This window comes from Polaribacter porphyrae (assembly GCF_002954685.1).
Taxonomy (GTDB): domain Bacteria; phylum Bacteroidota; class Bacteroidia; order Flavobacteriales; family Flavobacteriaceae; genus Polaribacter; species Polaribacter porphyrae.
Genome location: NZ_MSCN01000001.1, coordinates 1521098 through 1541321 on the forward strand (window position 1 = coordinate 1521098; position 20224 = coordinate 1541321).

A 20224-nucleotide genomic window follows, 5' to 3' on the forward strand; every position below is an offset into this window, starting at 1 on the left:
AAGATTGATTTTCGTAAATGTACTAATAAATTTGATTATTATTTTAGTTCATCATCAGAAAGTAATAATGGATATTTATCACGAACTATTTTAATTTTATTTTCTAGTATTTTGTCTTTAAAGTTAGATTTCTTAAAATCATCTAATAGACTGCTATAATTTTGTTGAAATAATTTTACTGCAATTTTATTTCTTAAATGAGTGTAACTTGCATTTATATTATCAATCGTAGAAATATAAGTTTTATAAGAAGTATTTCTATCTGTTTTTAAAGAAATAAATGCTTTTGATGGATGATCTGAAAGTGTTGCTAACTTTTCGCCTTCACACCAATCACAATTATTTTTATTTTGATCTAAACCACCTCCATTATCAATAAAATCAATAGCTAATTCTGTTAAGTTTTCTAATGAAATTTCATTTTTATCAACCATAATTTTATTTTTTGAATTGATATAAACCTCAAGAATATTTCTATCATGAATTATTAATGTTGAAGATATTTTATCTTTTTTTGGAATTTTACGTAGAATTCCTGATTCAACATTCATAGTTGTTGTTACTAAAAAGAAAATTAGTAATAGAAATGCAATATCTGCCATTGAGCCTGCATTAATTTCTGGTGATTCTTTTCTACTCATAATACCTAGTTTTTAAAAGTGAATAAATTTGTTTTAACTCTCTTTCTTCTGATAAAAAATCAGAAAGAAGTTTTAAAGTTTAACTAGGCGAGTTTTGGTGTTAACATTTATTTAACAAAAAGAATGCCAGAGTAAGAATATCAAGTTTTATTTGATAATTAAATGAGGAATTTTTTCTAAATCCCAATCAATAACTAAACCTTTTGCTAAAGATTTTGCTATTTTTTTTCCGTATAATAATTCGCATAAATATAAGGAAGCTTCAAAAGACTTTGCACCACCAACAGAAGTAATATATTTATTATCATGAACAAAAAGAACTTCTTTTCTAATATCTAAATCAGGAAACATTATTCTCATTTTATCAATATCTGAAGGAAAAGTTGTAGAAACAGTATTCTTTAATAATCCTGCTTTTGCTAATACAAAAGCACCATCACAATGCGAAGTCACAAAAGTAGCTTCTTTATCTACTTTCTTTACAAAATCTAGCATTGCTATATCTTCTAAATCAGAATCTAAATGATGTTCAGCAGAAGGAATAACCAAAATATCAATTTTTGGTAGTGAATCTTTAAGATAATTAAAATCAGGAATGATTCGCATTCCTTCAAAAGTGGTAATAGATTTACTAGTATTTGCAACAGTAAACACATTCATAGCTTTTATATTTTCTCTAAAAATAGTATGTTGAAAAATATCAAAAGGAGCAGTTAATTCAGTATTATAAGTGCCATCCATAATTAAGAAAGCTACATTATATCCATCTTTAATAAGATTTGAAAAACTTTTAACTTTCAGAGTCTTCTCTTGTACTTCTTCTTTTTTAGCTTGACAACTAACTGCAAAAACAATTATACAGAATAAACAGATATACTTCATAAGATATTATTTCAACTGAATATACAATAAAAGAAAATTATATCTTGTTATTAATTCTTTTTAATAGTTTATTTTTAGAAGCATTATAAGATATTGCTATCTCCTCAAACTTCATAAGTTCAGTTAAAGAAAAAGGAGTGTTTTTATCTGATGTTAAAATTCTATCGCCATTTATTAAAATAGAATTTTCTGTTTCTATGTTAAAATCTATTACTGTATCCTCATAATTTAGCATTAAAATATTATTTCTCGTTAACAAATTATTTTTCCCAGAAAATTTATCTAATACAAATATTTTCGTTTCAACGATATTAAATCCTCTTTGTTTTTTGATAATTTCTGTTTCGATATAAAATTTAACTTTCGTTTGAGGTCTGCATCCAAGTTGATTTTGTAATAATAATTCATTTAAATTTTTCTTATTTTCTATAGAAAATTCATTTAGTATTTTCTTTTCATTTTTATCAAGTGATATATTACTAAAAAATATAAATACTGAAATCGATATAATTTTAAGGGTTTTCATGAGAATATTTTAATTATTATTCAAATATCTAATAAATAAGTAGTTGATTTAATTTACTTCGATTAATAAAATTCTTGTGTAGATGAATAGTGTATTTGATATAGATAAGTACATATAATCTTTAATTTAATATTTATTGATTATTAAATAGATAGTTTAAGGAAACAAAAAAGCCTCACATTTCTGTGAAGCTTTATGTGATCGCGACAGGATTCGAACCTGTGACCGTCTGCTTAGAAGGCAGATGCTCTATCCAGCTGAGCTACGCGACCAGTAAAGTAACTCTTAAAAAGTCGGGGTGGCAGGATTCGAACCTGCGACCTCCGCGTCCCAAACGCGGCGCGATAACCGGGCTACGCTACACCCCGAAGCAATTTTGCGGAGAGACAGGGACTCGAACCCTGGCGACCAAAAAAGGTCGACAGATTAGCAATCTGCTGCATTACCACTCTGCCACCTCTCCGAAAAATTTTGAACTTAAACTGTCAAAATAAATTGCGAGTGCAAATGTAATATTACAATTACAATTTACCAAGATTTTTTGTTTTTTTTATTCAGGATATTCAACTCGTAAATGGTAAATGTTCATTAATTTATTTTTTATCACTTTTTTTATTAATTCTATCTCCCTAAAAGTAATATCAGAATTTAAAAATTGATTATTCGACATTTGTCCTTCAATAATTTTCTCTAATAAATTTTCTATAGAAATTGCTGTTGGGTTTTTTAAACTTTTAGAAGCTGCTTCTGCTGCATCACACATCATTAATATCGCTGTTTCTTTAGAAAAAGGGATTGGTCCTTTATATTGAAATTTTTTTGTATCAACCTCTGTCTCTAAATTGTCATCTTGTTCTTTTTTATAAAAATAGTACGTTGTGCTTGTTCCATGATGTGTTCTTATAAAGTCTATAATTCTATCTGGCAGCTTATACTTTTTTGCAATTTCTGTACCATTTATTACATGATTTATAATAATATTAGCACTGTCTTGAGGAGACAAATCATTATGAGGATTAACACCTGTTGTTTGGTTTTCTGTAAAATACATTGGGTTTACCATTTTACCAATATCATGATATAATGCTCCTGTTCTTACTAACATTGAGTTTGCTCCTATTTCATTAGCAGCAGCTTCTGCTAAATTAGCAACCTGCATAGAATGTTGAAATGTACCCGGCGCTTTTTCATTTAATTCTCTTAAAAGTTTTGTGTTCGTATTTGATAATTCTAATAAAGTAACATCAGATACTAAACCAAAAACTTTTTCATAAATATATATTAGTATAATAGATAAAAATGAAAGCAACCCATTAATAGCAAAATGTGAAAAATAATACCAGTTTATTTGTGATGCATTTCCTTCTCTTATAATAGAAAATGCAAAATAAGTAATCATATATATCAATGTAATTTGAGCCACAGAAATAAATAAATTAGCTCTTTTATAAAGTTCTGATACTGTTAAAATTGTTACAATACCTGCTATAATATGTAAATAAATAAACTCAAAGCTATTTGGTACAATATAACCCAACAATAAAACTGTTAATACATGCGTAAATAAACCTAATCTTGCATCAAAAAAGGCTTTTAAGATGATAGGTAAAACACTTAATGGTACAACATATAAATAATCAGAGTTATACTTTACAACTAAAGTTTGAATAAAAATGATAGCTAAAACATTAAAGAATATAAATGTTATTTTACTGTTGTTTTTATAAATTTCTATTCTATTTTTATGAAGAAACAAAAGCAACATCAATAAAGCAAGTGATACTAATATTGTATATCCAAAAACAATCCAATTGTAATTAGAATCTGTCCATACTTTAGATTCTGATTCACTTTTTAAAGAATTTAGGATTGCTAATTTTTTACCTTCAACAATATCTCCTTTTAAAACTATAAGTTCTCCTTCAGAAACTTTACCTTTTGTGTATGATATATTTTCAATCTCTTTGTTAATAATTTTTTTAGTGAATGCATTATCATAAGACACATTAGGTTTTATTATGCCTGCGAGGTAATTTAAGATTTCTTTTTGCCCGTAAGAAAAAGGTTCATTACCTAAGCTCTCTTTGATGATTGATAAAACATCTTTAGAGGTAAACAAGTTTTTAAATAAAATATCTTGAACTTCATTATCCTTTTTTAGTGCAATAATTTCATCTTTTCTAGATACAACTCCCTCGCTTACAACTTCTAAAAAACCAGTTTCATATACTATATTTAATATATTCTGCCCATCTTTTTCAAGAGCTAAAATTTTATTAATTTCTAACGAATCGATAAGTTTTGCTTGTGGAAATTTATCCTTATAATCCTTATTAACCTTATTAACGATTTCAACGTTGTATAAGAAATATTTTTTTGAATTTTCTTCTATTTCTTTTTTTTCGCTTGCTATTTCATCTTCTGTTTTTTGAATAGCAAAATCAAAAGGTGCATATAAGTTATCGTACTTCCATAATTGCCCATTCTCAAAATCATATTTAAATTGAACACCTTTTGGAAACAAATAAACAATAGCTACTGTTGTAATTAAAAATAAAATTACCTTATAAATAATAGTGTTATTTCTATATATTTTATTTACGATTTCACTCATACCTTACCTCTAATTTCAACAAACTTACACTAAAAATATGAAGCTTAAAAATTCAACAATTATTAAGATTTTGTTTTGATATAATTTGGTTATTTTTGAAGAATAAATTTATTCCCAAAAAACATACCTTATATGAAAGACGTAGTAATAGTTTCAGTCGCAAGAACACCTATTGGAAGCTTTTTAGGAAGTTTATCATCTATACCTGCAACCATTCTTGGTGCATCTGCCATAAAAGGAGCATTAAAAAAGATAAACTTACCCCCTAATGAAGTTGAAGAAGTTTTTATGGGTAATGTTGTTTCTGCAGGTTTAGGACAAGCTCCTGCTAGACAAGCAGCAATTCATGCTGGAATTCCAGATACTGTGCCTTGTACAACTATAAATAAAGTTTGTGCTTCAGGAATGAAGTCGATAATGTTAGCAGCACAAACTATAGCTTTGGGTGATGCTGATATTGTTATTGCTGGTGGAATGGAAAACATGAGTATGATTCCTCACTATCAACATGCGAGAAAAGGAAGTAAATTTGGACCAATAACCATAGAAGATGGTATGCAAAAAGATGGTTTAGTTGATGCTTATGATAAAGTTGCTATGGGGGTTTGTGCTGATGCTTGTGCAACAGAATACGAATTTACTAGAGAAGATCAGGATAATTTTGCAATAGAATCTTATAATAGATCTGCAAAAGCTTGGAAAGAAGGTAAATTTGACGATGAAATTGTATCAGTTGAAATTCCTCAAAGAAGAGGAGAGCCAGTTATTTTTTCTGAAGATGAGGAATATAAAAATGTTAAAATAGAAAAAATTCCTGCTTTAAGACCAGCTTTCTCAAAAGATGGTACAGTAACAGCAGCTAATGCATCTACTATAAATGATGGTGGTGCAGCATTAATTTTAATGTCTGCTGAAAAAGCAGATGAATTAAATTTGAAACCACTAGCAAAAATAGTTAGTTATGCTGATGCAGCTCATGAACCAAAATGGTTTACAACTGCACCTGCTAAAGCTTTACCAAAAGCATTGGCAAAAGCAAACATTTCTATTAATGATGTTGATTATTTTGAACTTAACGAAGCTTTTTCTATTGTTGGTTTGGCAAATATGAAAATTTTAAACCTAAATAAGAATAGAGTAAATATAAATGGTGGTGCAGTTTCTCTTGGACATCCTTTAGGGGTTTCTGGTGCAAGAATTGTAATCGCTTTAACATCTATTTTAAAACAAAATAACGCTAAAATAGGTGCTGCTGCCATTTGTAATGGTGGTGGTGGAGCTAGTGCACTAGTTTTAAAAAGAATTTAAATATAAAGTTTGTTATACGGAATTTGTAATCTTGGTATTGTTCCAATTAGAGCTTCTGCAAATGATACATCAGAAATGATAAGTCAATTGTTGTTTGGTGAACATTTTAGCATTCTAGAAAAAGATAAAAGTTGGAGTAAAATAAAGGTTTTCTTTGATGGATATGAAGGATATATTGATAACAAACAATTTGAAGAAATTTCTGAACAATTATTCAACAAACTTTCAGAAAAAGAGAATATTTATTCAAGTGAAATTATAGATTTTATAACTAGTAATTCTAATGATTTAATTACAATTCCTTTAGGATCTAGATTACCTTTCTTTACTAATAAAAGCTTTTCTATTAACAAAATGATATTCAATTTTGATGGTAAAACTTGCTATGATAAACTACCTAAAAGCGAGATTATTCAGAAAGCTTTTACATATTTAAATACTCCTTTTTTATGGGGAGGAAAAACACCTTTTGGAATTGATTGTTCTGGATTTACTCAAATGGTGTATAAGTTATGTGGGTATCAACTTTTTCGAGATGCTAGAGCTCAAGCTACACAAGGCGAAGTATTAAGTTTTATTGAAGAAAGTGAACCTGGTGATTTAGCTTTTTTTGATGATGAAGAAGGAGAAATTATTCACGTTGGTATTATATTAAAAGACTATCATATTATTCATGCACATGGTAAAGTTAGAATAGACACACTAGATCATAGTGGAATCTTTAATGCCGATTTACAAAAACATACTCATAAATTAAGAGTCATAAAAAAAATGATATAAAAAATCCGAAGCTTAATAGTTTCGGATTTTTTAATTTGAATGACTTGATAAATTATTGATTACGTAGTTTTTTGTAAACTGGTCTTAAAGCATTAGCTTTTTCAGTCATTTCTAATACATCATATATATTTAGTAGAGATTTAACTGTATCATAGGATCTACCTAAACTATCTGCTTTTTCCAAATAAGGCAAAGCTTCTTTATATAAATCTTTCTGTTTTTTTTCTAATTCATCATATTTTTTAAAATTTGATAAATTTTTATTCATCTCTTCAACGATTGATTGTTCTTCAGAAAGAATTGCAATTGCTAAATTCATATAAGCATCAGTATAATCGGGTTTTAGTTCAATTGCTTTTTTGTAATATTTAATAGCTTCATCTTTCTTTTTCTCATTTTGATTAACTACTCCCAAATTAAAAAAAAGGGTTGGGTTATTAGGATCTAATTTAATCGCTTCTTGCATAAGTTCTCCAAATTTATCCATCTTTTCTAATTTAATATATAATTGTGCTTCATTTAACAGTAAATCAATATCTTTTGGATTTGATTTTCTAGCTTCTTGAATAGCAACTATAGCTTCATCAGTTTTACCTAAATTAATTAAATTATATCCTATATTTTTTACAATATCTCCTTGTTTAGACTCTGTTGTTTCTGTTGTAGGATTAATATGAGTACCTAACCTTACGTAAGTTTTTTGATTTGATAAACTTCCAACATTTTCTTTTTTACCAGAATCTTTAATCACAGCAAAATATTGAGTAGTTATGCCTGAATATCCAATATCTTGTAATTCTTTATAGAATTTTAGTGAGGTCTCATAATCTTTTGAGATAAATGCACTTGTGGCAGCGTTAAATAAAAATGATGTATCAACAGGGCTTAATTTATACGTTAGATAAAAATTTTCTGTAGCTTCTTTGTAATTTTTAGCATTATATTGATTAATAGCTTTATTTGATACATCTTGAATTACTTGATTAAGCATTGGTTGAGCATCTTTTGTATATTTAGATTTACCAATTTCTTTTTCATAACTAAACAATTTATTAAATGCATCAGCTGCAGTTTTTAAATCACTTTTAGAATAAGCTTTTCCTTTCAAAAAATAATACTTTGCTTTGTATTTAGGTTCCATATTAGCCTCCATCGCATCTAATGATTTTATAGTGGATATTGCTGTTGAGAAATCATTTTTCTTTAGTGCTTTTTCAACTGTTTTTAATTCACTTTTTTGAGCAAATAAACCAATTGACATTAGCCCTAAAGAGATTGTTATTATTTGTTTTTTCATTTTATTGATTGTTAATTTAATTTATTCTTGATTTTCATTTGAACCATTTTCAATTTCCATGCCAGAATCTGAATCATTATCAGAATCCTCATCTTTAACAACTTTTGCGACAGCAGCTATACTATCATCTTCTTTAATGTTGATTAGTTTTACACCCTGTGTTGCACGCCCCATAACACGTAAATCTTCAACAGCCATTCTAATTATTAACCCAGATTTGTTAATAATCATTAAATCGTTTTTATCATCAACATTTTTTATGGCCACTAAATTACCTGTTTTTTCTGATATATTCAAAGTCTTCACCCCTTTACCTCCTCTATTAGTGATTCTATAGTCTTCTAAATCAGAACGTTTTCCATATCCTTTTTCAGAAACTACAAGAATATTACTTTCCATATCATTTACAGCAACCATACCTATTACCTCATCATTTTCATGCTGAAGTGTAATACCTCTAACTCCAGATGCAGTTCTTCCCATTGGTCTTGTTTTTGCTTCTTCAAAGCGAATTGCTTTACCAGATTTCAACGCTAGCATTACTTGGCTATCACCTGTGGTTAATTTTGCTTCTAATAATTCATCACCTTCTTTAATCGTAATTGCATTAATACCATTAGTCCTAGGACGTGAATATTGTTCTAAAGATGTCTTTTTAACCTGACCTTTTTTAGTAGCCATAATTACATAGTGATTATTTACATAATCTTCATCTTTTAAGTCTTGAGTTACAAGAAAAGCTTTTACGCTATCATCTTGTTCGATATTAATAAGGTTTTGCATAGCTCTACCTTTGGTATTTTTACCACCTTCAGGAATTTCAAAAACACGCATCCAAAATACTTTACCCTTTTGGGTAAAAAACAACATATATTGATGGTTGGTTCCAACAAAAAGATGTTCAAGGAAATCTTCATTTCTTGTTGTTGCTCCTTTTTGTCCTCTTCCTCCCCTATTCTGAACTTTGTATTCATCAAGGTTGGTTCGTTTTAAATAACCAGCATTCGAGATAGTAACTACCACTTTTGTATTTGGTATCATATCTTCAATACGCATATCTCCACCTGCATATTCTATAACAGATCTACGCTCATCGCCATATTTTTCTTTAATTTTCAGTAATTCATCTGTAATAATTTGATAACGTCTTGGCTCATTATCTAAAATATCTTTTAAGTCAGCAATAGTCAACATAATTTCTTCAAACTCTGCTCTTAACTTATCTTGCTCTAGTCCTGTTAACTGACGCAATCGCATCTCAACTATTGCTTTTGCCTGAATTTCTGTCAGTTCAAAGCGTTCAATCAATTTTTCACGAGCTTCATCGGCATTTTTAGAACCTCGAATTAAAGCGATAACTTCATCAATATTATCAGATGCAATAATTAATCCTTCTAAAATATGAGCTCTAGCTTCTGCTTTTTTAAGTTCATATTGTGTTCTTCTAACGACAACTTCGTGCCTGTGATCTACAAAATGATGAATTAGTTGCTTTAAGTTTAATTGCTCTGGCTTCCCTTTAACTAATGCAATATTATTTACACTAAAAGAGGTTTGTAATTGTGTATATTTAAATAACTTATTTAAAACTATATTTGGGATTGCATCACGCTTTAAAACGTAAACAATACGCATTCCGTTTCTATCTGATTCATCTCTAATGTTAGCAATACCAACTAATTTTTTCTCATTAACTAAATCAGCAGTTTTCTTAATCATATCAGCTTTGTTAACTTGATATGGTATTTCTGTAACAATGATACATTCACGTCCTTTAACTTCTTCAATGTTGGCTTTAGCACGCATTACAATACGTCCACGACCAGTATGAAAAGCATCTCTAACCCCATCATAACCATAAATAATTCCACCTGTTGGAAAATCAGGAGCTTTAACATGTTGCATCAATTCATCAATCTCAATATCTCTATTTTGTATGTATGCAACTGTACCATCTATGACTTCTGTTAAGTTATGAGGCGCCATATTTGTAGCCATACCAACTGCAATACCAGAAGCTCCATTAACCAATAAATTAGGAATACGAGTAGGCAATACTGTTGGTTCTTGTAATGTATCATCAAAATTTAAACGATGATCAACAGTTTCTTTTTCAATATCAGACAACATTTCTTCTGATATTTTCTGCATTCTTACCTCTGTATAACGCATTGCTGCAGGAGAATCTCCATCTACTGAACCAAAATTTCCTTGCCCATCAACCATCATATATCGAACACTCCAATCTTGTGCCATTCTTACCATAGAATCGTACACAGATGTATCTCCATGAGGATGATATTTACCTAAAACCTCACCAACAATTCTTGCTGATTTCTTATACGCTCCTGTTGCTTTAATTCCTAACTCATGCATACCATATAAAACTCTTCTGTGAACAGGTTTTAAACCATCTCTAACATCTGGTAATGCTCTTGATACTATAACTGACATTGAATAATCAATGTATGCAGATTTCATCTGCTCTTCTATGTTAATAGGAATTAACTTTTCGCCTTCTGCCATATATTTATTAGTTAAATTTAATCATTATTTTAAAACAAGGCAAGATACTATTTCTTCTAGTATTTACAAAGGTTTTACCCACTTACAAAACCTAGAGTTATCAACATTTTTTAATAATTTTTAACAGCTATTTATTTGCTTGATTTACAATAGTTTTCTACCTTGTCAGTATAGTCAAAATGTCATTTTTTATCAATGGCATCTTTTTTGTAATAATCTCACAAAAAAAAGGACTAAATTTACATCAATTAGATAGAAAGAAATATGGACGATAATTTTTCACCCAAAGTTAGAGATGTAATCACTTTCAGTAAAGAAGAGGCACTACGTTTAGGTCACGAATTTATTGGAACTGAACACTTATTACTTGGTTTAATTAGAAAAGGAGAAGGCAAAGCAATAGAAATATTAACAGCATTTGATGTTGATTTAACTTTATTGCGTAAAAAGCTTGAGCAATTAAACCCTGTAAATCCAACTTTTACAGAAGGTACAGATAGACCTAGTTTGCGTTTAACTAGGCAAGCAGAAAAGGCTTTAAAAACAACTTTTTTAGAAGCAAAACTATATCAGAGTGATGCTATTGATACTGCTCATTTATTGTTATGTGTTTTGAGAAATGAAAATGACCCAACTACCAAGTTGATTCATAAATACCATGTAAATTATGATGAAGCGAAAGCTTTGTATAAAGAATTACATGTAGATGATGTTGATGTTGATTTACCTGCTAATCCAATAGCAGAAACCCCATCTGATGATGAATTTGCTTCACAAAAATCAAACCCATTTGATCAACCTCAAAAAAGTAAATCCGCTAAAAAATCTAAAACACCAGTTTTAGATAATTTTGGACGTGATTTAACTGCTTTGGCAGAAGCTGATAGATTAGACCCTGTTGTTGGTCGTCAAAAAGAAATAGAACGTGTTTCTCAAATTTTAAGTCGTAGAAAAAAGAATAATCCAATGTTAATTGGTGAACCAGGTGTTGGTAAATCTGCAATAGCAGAAGGTTTAGCATTACGTATTGTAGATAGAAAAGTTTCTAGAATTTTATTTGATAAACGAATTGTTTCTCTTGATTTAGCAAGTTTAGTTGCTGGTACAAAATATAGAGGTCAGTTCGAAGAACGCATGAAGGCTTTGATGAATGAGCTTGAAAAGAATGAGGATATCATTCTTTTTATTGATGAAATTCACACAATTGTTGGTGCTGGAGGTGCAACTGGTTCTTTAGATGCTTCTAATATGTTAAAACCTGCTTTAGCAAGAGGAGAAATACAATGTATTGGGGCTACAACTTTAGATGAATACAGAACAAATATTGAAAAAGATGGTGCTTTAGAACGTCGTTTTCAAAAAGTAATTGTTGACCCAACCACTGTTGAAGAGACTATCCAAATTCTACATAACATTAAAGGAAAGTATGAAGAACACCACAATGTAGATTTTACTGATGATGCCATTGAAGCTTGTGTAAAGTTGACAAATAGATACATGACAGATAGGTATCTACCAGATAAAGCTATAGATGCTCTAGATGAAGCTGGTTCTAGAATTCATATTACCAATATTGTGGTTCCAAAACAGGTTTTAGAATTAGAGTCTCAATTAGAAATTATTCGTGATCAAAAAACGAAGGCTGTAAATGGTCAAAAATATGAAGAGGCTGCCAAATTGCGTGATGATGAAAAAAATATGGAGGCCGCTTTAAATTCTGCTCAAAAACAGTGGGAAGATGATTCTAAATTAAATAGAGAAATTGTAACAGAAGACAATGTTGCAGAAGTAGTTTCTATGATGACAGGGATACCTGTTAATAGAGTTGCTGAAGCAGAAAGTCACAGATTACATGAATTACCTACTATGATTAAGGGTAAAGTCATCGGACAAGATGAAGCTGTTACTAAAGTAGTAAAAGCCATTCAACGTAATAGAGTCGGGTTAAAAGACCCTAACAAACCTATTGGTTCATTTATTTTTCTAGGACAAACTGGTGTTGGTAAAACACAATTGGCAAAGGTTTTAGCAAAAGAATTATTTGACTCTGAAGATTCTCTAATTAGAATTGATATGAGTGAATACATGGAAAAATTTGCTATTTCACGTTTAATTGGAGCACCTCCAGGTTATGTTGGTTATGAAGAAGGAGGACAATTGACAGAAAAAGTACGTAGAAAACCATATTCTGTTGTACTATTAGATGAGATTGAAAAAGCACATCCAGATGTTTTTAATATGTTATTACAAATTTTAGATGATGGCTTTATTACTGATAGTTTAGGTAGAAAAATCGATTTTAGAAACACTATCATTATTATGACATCTAATATTGGAGCTCGTCAATTAAAAGATTTTGGTGGTGGAGTTGGTTTTGGAACTACATCAAAAGCAGCACAAGCAGATGCACATGCAAAATCTGTAATTGAAGGTGCTTTAAAGAAATCTTTTGCACCAGAATTCTTAAACAGAATTGACGATGTAATTGTATTTAATGCTCTTGAGCGTGAAGATATTCATTCTATTATTGACATTGAATTAGATAAACTTTTGAACCGCATTTTAGATTTAGGTTATACCCTAAATTTAAGCGAGAAAGCCAAAGATTATATTGCTGAAAAAGGCTTTGACAAAAAATATGGTGCAAGACCTTTAAAGAGAGCTATCCAAAAATATATTGAAGATGCTTTAGCTGAAGAAATTGTTAATTCTAAATTATCTGAAGGAGATACCATAACTATGGATTTTGATGAGAAAGATGATAAGCTTACAATTGATATTAAAAAGGGGGAGAAGAAACCCGAAACTCGAACAGAAACTGAATCGTAGATAGAAAACCCAAACTAAAGTTTGGGTTTTTTTGTGATTAATTTTTTTAATATTATTTATCACAAATTACGACAAGTGTCGTAATTTGTGATTTTTTTATTACATTTGTAAAATCAACAATTATCAATTTCTTACGGTAACTAAAAAAATGTAATTATGATAAAGGAATGTAAATTTATTTTAATTCTATTACTATTGTCTTGTAAATCTAGCACTCAAAAGCAAGAAAAGTATATTTATGCCGAATTAAAATCGTATAAATACCATGACTTTTTTAATTACATGTCTTATCCTTCTTTAGATTATGAAAAAGTTTTATCATATAGATCTATGGTAGATTCAGTACCAAAAGGGTATCAAAAAAGAAATTATTATAATATTTTAAGTCGCCTAGAAACTTATTTAGGCAATTATAAAACAGGCATTGATTTATACGATATAGGAAATTTAGAACCCAATGAAATGGTTCATTTTGACTCTTTAGGAAATATTTCTAAAAAGGAATTAATCTATCCAAAAAAAGCTTTTAAAACATATCCAAGTTCGTTATTAAAAAAAAATCATATACAATTAGATTTTGATAATTTTATCAAAAATATAGATAATGAAGTAAAAGTAATCGCATTTAATGAACTACATCATATTAATATATTTAGAAGCACCTTATATTCTATTTTACCAACACTAAAAGAAAAGGGGTTTAATTATTTAGTACTTGAATCTTTTCACTATAACCTTCAAGAAGAGATTGAAAAAAACTCATATCCAAAAGAATCTCATGGATATTATAATGGTGAAACTGTTTTAGGCGATGTAATTCGTAATGCAATATCTCATGATTTCAAATTAATTTCGTACGATTATCAAAATCCTAAAACTAGAGGAAGTCTTAAAGAAAGAGAGAAAAAATCATTTCAGTTTCTTTTGAATAGAACTTTTAAACAAGATTCAAATGCAAAAATTATCTTACTAGCTGGAGGTGGACATATATCCGAAGCTAATGGAAGATTTCCTTCATTAGGCAATCATTTTAATAGCATAGGAATTAATCCTACAACTATTGATCAAAAATCATATTATGACAGAAATGTTCCAAAAACAATTTTAAAAAGAACATTATTTAAACATAAAAATCCCAAAAAAACATCTTATGATTATATGTTGATCAATCCTAAAACAAATATGAGTTTTAATAGACCAAACTGGTTATGGAAGATGGATAGAAAACCTGTTTTGTTAGAAAAGAAAAAAATACAACATTGTAAATTACCGATAATGGTAGAAGCAATCTTAAAATCTGAAGGTAAAGATGCTGTTCCTTTAGATAGAATAGACATAAAGTCTTTAAAAGATAATGCATATCTCGCTTTAAGAAAAGGTATATTTACAATCAGAATTACAAATAAATATAATAAAGTTGAGGAATTTGAACTAATTGTAAATTAGAAATGAATGGATTACAATAGCATAAAAATATCGGATGGAGAATTGAATATTTTAAAAATTTTATGGGAAAATGGAGCATTGACTGTTAGAGAAATATACGAATTATCTATTTTAAATAAGGAGAAAAAAGTAGGTTATACTACAATTTTAAAACAGGTTCAACGCATGTTGCAAAAAGGGATTATAAAACGTAATGAACAATTAAACATTCATAAATATTTAGCAGTTGTAGAAGAAAATAAAATTAAAAATAAACTCTTTAATAGATTGGTTAATCAAGTTTTTAAGGGTTCTTCTACAGATTTGATATTACATGCTTTAGGGCAAAATGGCCCATCTCAAGAAGAAGTCGAAGAAATAAAAGCTATACTTTTAAAGAAAAAAGAAGAAAATGATAAGCAATAGTTACATATTAGAATCTATTGTAAAAGCATTATGCAACAGTTTTTGGCTTATAGCTATTATTGCATGTCTGTTTGTTTTGTTAACTAGAGTACTCAAAACTTCTAAAAACAATTTATATAAAATCTTACTTTTTTCTTATGGATTAATTCTTGTATTTTTTATAAGTGATATTATTTATCAGCAGCAGAAACAAGCTAAACAACAAGTTAATTCAAAATATTTTGATGCTGTTTATATAAAAAAAGATGATATAATAAAGCCCTATTACTCATCAGAAAAAAGTTATATAAATAATGTTACTTCTTTAGATTTCTTATCTATAAAATTATCAAAAGAAGCAAGTTATATTATATCATTTAGTTGGGGAATTACCTCATTTTTTTTATTATTTAGTTTACTTTTTCGTTTGATTATTCTCTTTAATCAAAAAAAACATCATTTACCTAAAAATAGTGTTTGGTTAAAAGAACTAGAGAAAGCAAAAATAAGCTTAAAAGGAAAAGAAAAAATAAACTTAATTTCTTCTAAAAAAGTACAAGAAATAGGAAGCTATTCTTTATTTGGAAAATTTATTATTGTTCCAGAAATACTGCTTGACAAGTTTAGTAATGATGAAATTAAAACAATTCTAATTCATGAAATTGCACATTTAAAACGACGTGATTTTAGCTCTAACTTGTTTCTAATTATTGTTAAATACATATTCTTTTTCAACCCAATTGTTTGGTGGATGAATACTTACGGAGAATTATTACGTGAAAATTGTTGTGATATTTTTGTTTTAAATCAAGATATTAAACCAGTAAAATATACAGAAACACTATTAAAATTGACGAGTTATAAAACAAATAATACATTTTCAATAGTTCAAAGTTTTATGGGTAAAAAATCAAATTTTTATGAACGAACTCAATATTTACTATATGGTACGTTGAAAAAGCCCAGTTTCAGTAATTTTCAAACGCTTCTTATCATCAGTTTTTTTTCACTTATACTAATATCTTTTAACACAAATAATTTTGAACAGAATAAGGTTTTATTAAATTCAAATAATAAGGTAAAAAATGAAAAATATAGTCTTTACAATGTAGTTTTAAACCTTAAATATGGAAGTTTAATGAATCGTTCAGGTAAATCATATAATTACATAATCAATGAAACTTTTATAAAAGAACCTGCTCTTCTTCCTTATTATAATAAGGATATAAAAATTGATTCTTTACATTATATTCCTAATAAAACTTCTATAAAAAACAATATAGATGGAGTTTACTATATTTATTTTGACACTAAAAATAGATAGTTAATTTTAAATTCTAAAACTCTAGCTAAAGGTGAATTGTAACGTTATTTTAAGACACAACAAATTTCGATTAAAATAAACCTCTGTTGTAATTTACGTATTTATTTGGATTTAAGTTGACACGCTTTCTGTTTTTTAATCTGTTTTCTTCAACAATATCATCAATAATTTCACTAATGGGTTTTGTGGTATCCAAGTTTAATTTTACTCGTAAAGTTTTAGGTTTTATTACAATTTCATTTTCTTTATTTTCTACTATAATGTAATTCATCTTCCACTCTTTACCATAAGTTTTAGTACTATTTTTATTAATTTTTGATTTGTAGAAATAACCTTCGTATTTTTTATTTGAAATTGAAAAATCTCTCTTGTCAAGAAAAACTATACTATCTTTTAATTCCTTTTTTGTTTCACTTTTAAATAATAATGCTTTATACACTTCTTTTTTAGAGTTATATTTTTTTGGAAATAAATCTGTTTTATTAATTTCATGTAGCTTTTTATAAAAAATTCCTCTACTTGTAAGTTCAGAAGTAACCTCTTCAAAAACCAATTTATTATATTTTTCTGATGCTTCTATTTGCAATGCTAACAGTGTAGATTTCACATCTGCATTTTTTACAAACTTAAGATTATCAAAAAAGGTTTTTACATTAGTATCTTTTCTAAAAGGAAACAATAATTTTGCATAAATATTTAACAAGTCACCTGATGTTCTGTTAGAAAAAGAATTGTTTGACGCTTTTTTACTTAATTGTCTTTTCAATTCAATTCTAGCTTGATTCAAAATTTGTTTTTTATAAGTTGCGTAATCTTTACTTTGCATCGAATCTTTTTCTTTAATTTCTGCTAAAAGCTTATAAATCGGTTCTTTATACTCTTCTATGGTCGCATAATTTAACAAATCTGGAAATAATTCTTTTGCAATTGATAATGAATCTGATACTGAACTTATCATAGTGTTCATTTCATACTTATTGGACGAAAGAGGAACATCCAACTCTAATAATTTTAAAAACCTTGTATAAGAAGCTGAAGAATTTTCATTCAAAATTGATTTTACTATAGCCAGTTGATTTCTTGGATTAGTAAACGATTTTATATATAAATCATCTAAAAAACGTATTACTTTTTTGGTTTTAAATTCTGATAGTTCATTTATTAAATGCTCTTTAATCTCCAATTGATTATCAGAAAAATCATACGTTTTTATAGTATTAATAAGCTTATTAACATCTTTCTTTTTAAAATTAACATAGCTATAACTATCTAGAGCTAAACTATCTTTATTCTTTAAAGCCTTAAAAAATTGATCAGTTTTGTCTTTAAACAAAGGCTTACCTAGAATAGTGTCTTTTGGTTTGAATGTATTATAAAACTCTGAAACAAATTTACTTTCAGCATAAGTAGTATCGACTAAAGTTTTGAGTTCGTATATAGCTCCTTGTACTAAAATCTTTTTTACTTTTATAGCTTTGCTACTTAAAGAATCTTTAAAATAATAAGTGTAAAAATGTTGTCCGTTTTTATCAATACCTTTTTTGATGTTTTTCTTTTTTAACTTATTTCTGGTATGCAAACCGTTAAAATTTACTCTAGAATTATTTCCTGTAAAGCTATTCAATCTTCTGTAATTTAAACCTCCAGATTCATTTTTCCATAGAGAATCTATATTGTCATAACTTGTTAAATCGTTTAGTTTTTTAAGTTTAACATAGATTTTTTCGTTTGTACTATTTGTATAAGTAGTGTTTTTTTGATATGATTTGTAAGATTTATTTTTCTTTACATTTGAATTGAATCTATTAAAAACAGGGTCAACATTTGTATTTACAGAAAAATAAAGTGAGGTATCTATTTTTTTCTCAAACCTTTTTTGATAGTCGAAACTTGTAATCTTAAACGAGTTAAAAAAAGTATCTTTCATTTTATCATTTTCTGAAACAAAACCTAGCAAATAATAATGACTCCCATTTGTTACTGTTTTTAAGAATAGCTTTTTACGCGCATCTTTTAATAAAGTATTACTTTCAAAAACTTGTTTCTCATCTTTAAAAATACCTTTTTTGTAGTCAATCTCTAAATTTTTACAAAATCTTTCTTGTATTCTTTCCAACTCAAAAGCATCTTCTTCTATATAATTTACATCATTTAAAGCAACCTCTTTAACAAAATAGTAATTGCCTTTTTTATCAACTGCTTGTATGGTTCTATTACCTTGGTATAATTTATTTGTGAATGAATGAGAACTTGGCACATCAACAATAAAACCTTTATTTTTTGGGCTTACAGTGATAAAATCATCACTACTATTAAATTGAATCGAGTTAAAAAATGTATCTCCAAAAGTTTTTACATACTCATTATTACCATGCATTTTAAAAATCAACACTTCAATAGGCGTAAAGAAAATTTGATATCGTTGAAAATCTCCAGTTTTGGTTTTATTTAAAATATCTAAACCATTAATACCTTGTTTGGTAATTTCTTTTTTGGTAATAATCTCACCTGGGATAGATTCAAACAATAATTTATCAAAATTTTCATCTTTAATTTCTTTACCATAAATTTTAGAGAAAGTATTCATTCTTGTGATAATCACATACCCTCCATTTGTTAAATCTGGGCTTATATATGATGTATTATTTAGAATATTTAACTCGTACATTTTATTAGGTAATTGTGCAGTGAAGAAATTATCTGAAGCAGTTTGTTCTCTAAACTGGACGTCAATTACTTTATTTTCTATACTCTTTTTAGCATCTTCGGCTTTTTTGGTAATGCTAGATTCTAAAGGCTCTACTGTATAACCTCTTTCTCTCAACATAGCAATAACACCTTTTTCGCCTCCCAAATGTGCAGCACCAACAGCAGAGAACAATGAACCCTTTTTGGTAATAGAATCAATACTATTTACCATATTCTCGTTTCTAATATAGAGCATATTATCCATGTATTTTTTACTGTACATACCATTATTTATAGAATCTAAAAGATGTATTTTTCTGTCTCTATATGCATTATTCATTATCATTAAAAAGCCTTCATCTTTCATTTTTTTCTGCAACCAAACATCTGGTTGTGTTTTTACAGCTTTAGATGATGTCGCTTTTTTTACAAGTGCTGAAGATTGGTTGTAATCTTCTAAACTGTATATCTTTTTCCCATTCTTTTTTCCTGTTTGATAAATGAACATATCTAAAAAAGTATCTTCTTGAAAATTTTGCATCATTTGATTTGTTCTGTACAAAATTCCGTTTAAAAGCATATCTTCTCTAGACAGATAAAACATGATTTCTTGTGGTTTTGGTTCTAATAATTTAAAAGGAGAATTGTAAAAATCAGATTGATTTACATAACTGATACCTCTTATATAATTTAACTCTTCAGGAGAGTTAAACATGTGCTCTAACCAAGTTGATGGATCTGATTCTAGACCAACAAAATCACTTTTTAATAGAGATTCATAGAAAACGTCATCTAAATGAAATGCAATTTTTTGACTTACATGCATTGTGCCATATAAATAAGAATCCTTGGTTAATCCATTGCCAGAAATTTTCCATAATAAGCTATTTTCTTCTTGTGATTGAGCAATTGTAACTACCATTAAAAAGGCAACTACAGCAATTTTTTTTATCATGCAGAGTCTATTCTAAATTAAACT

The 20224-nt window shown here is 28.1% G+C and carries 13 protein-coding genes and 3 tRNA genes; 6 read left to right on the top strand and 10 right to left on the bottom strand.

Translation table 11 applies throughout. The features are described 5' to 3' along the window. Positions 1-38 precede the first annotated feature (38 nt). From BTO18_RS06835 to BTO18_RS06865, 7 genes are all read right to left on the bottom strand, one after another. Entirely contained in the window at positions 39-641 is a 603-nt protein-coding gene (locus tag BTO18_RS06835; protein ID WP_105015513.1) for an ExbD/TolR family protein, read from the bottom strand. Between the two features lie 147 nt (positions 642-788). Next, positions 789-1523, bottom strand: a complete 735-nt coding sequence (locus tag BTO18_RS06840; RefSeq protein ID WP_105015514.1) for a DJ-1/PfpI family protein — start codon at positions 1521-1523, stop codon at positions 789-791. Between the two features lie 37 nt (positions 1524-1560). Next, entirely contained in the window at positions 1561-2049 is a 489-nt protein-coding gene (locus tag BTO18_RS06845) for a hypothetical protein (RefSeq protein ID WP_105015515.1), read from the bottom strand. A 198-nt stretch (positions 2050-2247) separates the two neighbouring features. Then, positions 2248-2321 (bottom strand) — tRNA-Arg (locus BTO18_RS06850). Between the two features lie 21 nt (positions 2322-2342). After that, positions 2343-2417: transfer RNA gene (locus tag BTO18_RS06855), tRNA-Pro, on the bottom strand. A gap of 11 nt (positions 2418-2428) precedes the next feature. After that, positions 2429-2512, bottom strand: a tRNA-Ser gene (locus tag BTO18_RS06860). 87 nt (positions 2513-2599) lie between these two features. Next, on the bottom strand, positions 2600-4663 hold the full coding sequence (locus BTO18_RS06865) for an HD family phosphohydrolase (protein WP_105015516.1): 2064 nt from the start codon (positions 4661-4663) through the stop codon (positions 2600-2602). Between the two features lie 132 nt (positions 4664-4795). Between BTO18_RS06865 and BTO18_RS06870 the strand changes: the two genes are divergently transcribed. Beyond that, entirely contained in the window at positions 4796-5971 is a 1176-nt protein-coding gene (locus tag BTO18_RS06870; RefSeq protein ID WP_105015517.1) for an acetyl-CoA C-acyltransferase, read from the top strand. Between the two features lie 9 nt (positions 5972-5980). Next, on the top strand, positions 5981-6751 hold the full coding sequence (locus BTO18_RS06875; RefSeq protein ID WP_146106887.1) for a C40 family peptidase: 771 nt from the start codon (positions 5981-5983) through the stop codon (positions 6749-6751). Between the two features lie 52 nt (positions 6752-6803). Here BTO18_RS06875 and BTO18_RS06880 read toward each other — a convergent pair whose 3' ends face one another. Then, positions 6804-8048 carry a tetratricopeptide repeat protein gene (locus tag BTO18_RS06880; RefSeq protein WP_105015518.1) on the bottom strand — a complete coding sequence of 415 codons (1245 nt, stop codon included), beginning with the start codon at positions 8046-8048 and terminating at the stop codon, positions 6804-6806. Between the two features lie 21 nt (positions 8049-8069). Beyond that, on the bottom strand, positions 8070-10574 hold the full coding sequence (gyrA, locus tag BTO18_RS06885) for a DNA gyrase subunit A (RefSeq protein WP_105015519.1): 2505 nt from the start codon (positions 10572-10574) through the stop codon (positions 8070-8072). Between the two features lie 264 nt (positions 10575-10838). On the opposite strand from gyrA, the gene BTO18_RS06890 reads away from it, so the two are divergent. From BTO18_RS06890 to BTO18_RS06905, 4 genes are all read left to right on the top strand, one after another. Next, positions 10839-13403, top strand: coding sequence for an ATP-dependent Clp protease ATP-binding subunit (locus tag BTO18_RS06890; RefSeq protein ID WP_105015520.1), 2565 nt, complete (start codon positions 10839-10841; stop codon positions 13401-13403). Between the two features lie 156 nt (positions 13404-13559). Beyond that, complete coding sequence (locus BTO18_RS06895; RefSeq protein WP_146106888.1) at positions 13560-14849, top strand: hypothetical protein; 1290 nt, start codon at positions 13560-13562, stop codon at positions 14847-14849. A 6-nt stretch (positions 14850-14855) separates the two neighbouring features. Next, complete coding sequence (locus BTO18_RS06900) at positions 14856-15254, top strand: BlaI/MecI/CopY family transcriptional regulator (RefSeq protein WP_105015522.1); 399 nt, start codon at positions 14856-14858, stop codon at positions 15252-15254. Beyond that, a complete protein-coding gene (locus BTO18_RS06905) occupies positions 15241-16557 on the top strand; it encodes a M56 family metallopeptidase (protein ID WP_105015523.1) in 1317 nt (438 codons plus the stop codon). Before BTO18_RS06900 ends, BTO18_RS06905 begins: the two co-directional genes overlap by 14 nt. 70 nt (positions 16558-16627) lie before the next feature. Here the strand turns inward: BTO18_RS06905 and BTO18_RS06910 are convergent, their stop codons facing one another. Further along, complete coding sequence (locus BTO18_RS06910) at positions 16628-20200, bottom strand: TraB/GumN family protein (RefSeq protein WP_105015524.1); 3573 nt, start codon at positions 20198-20200, stop codon at positions 16628-16630. Positions 20201-20224: the final 24 nt, after the last annotated feature.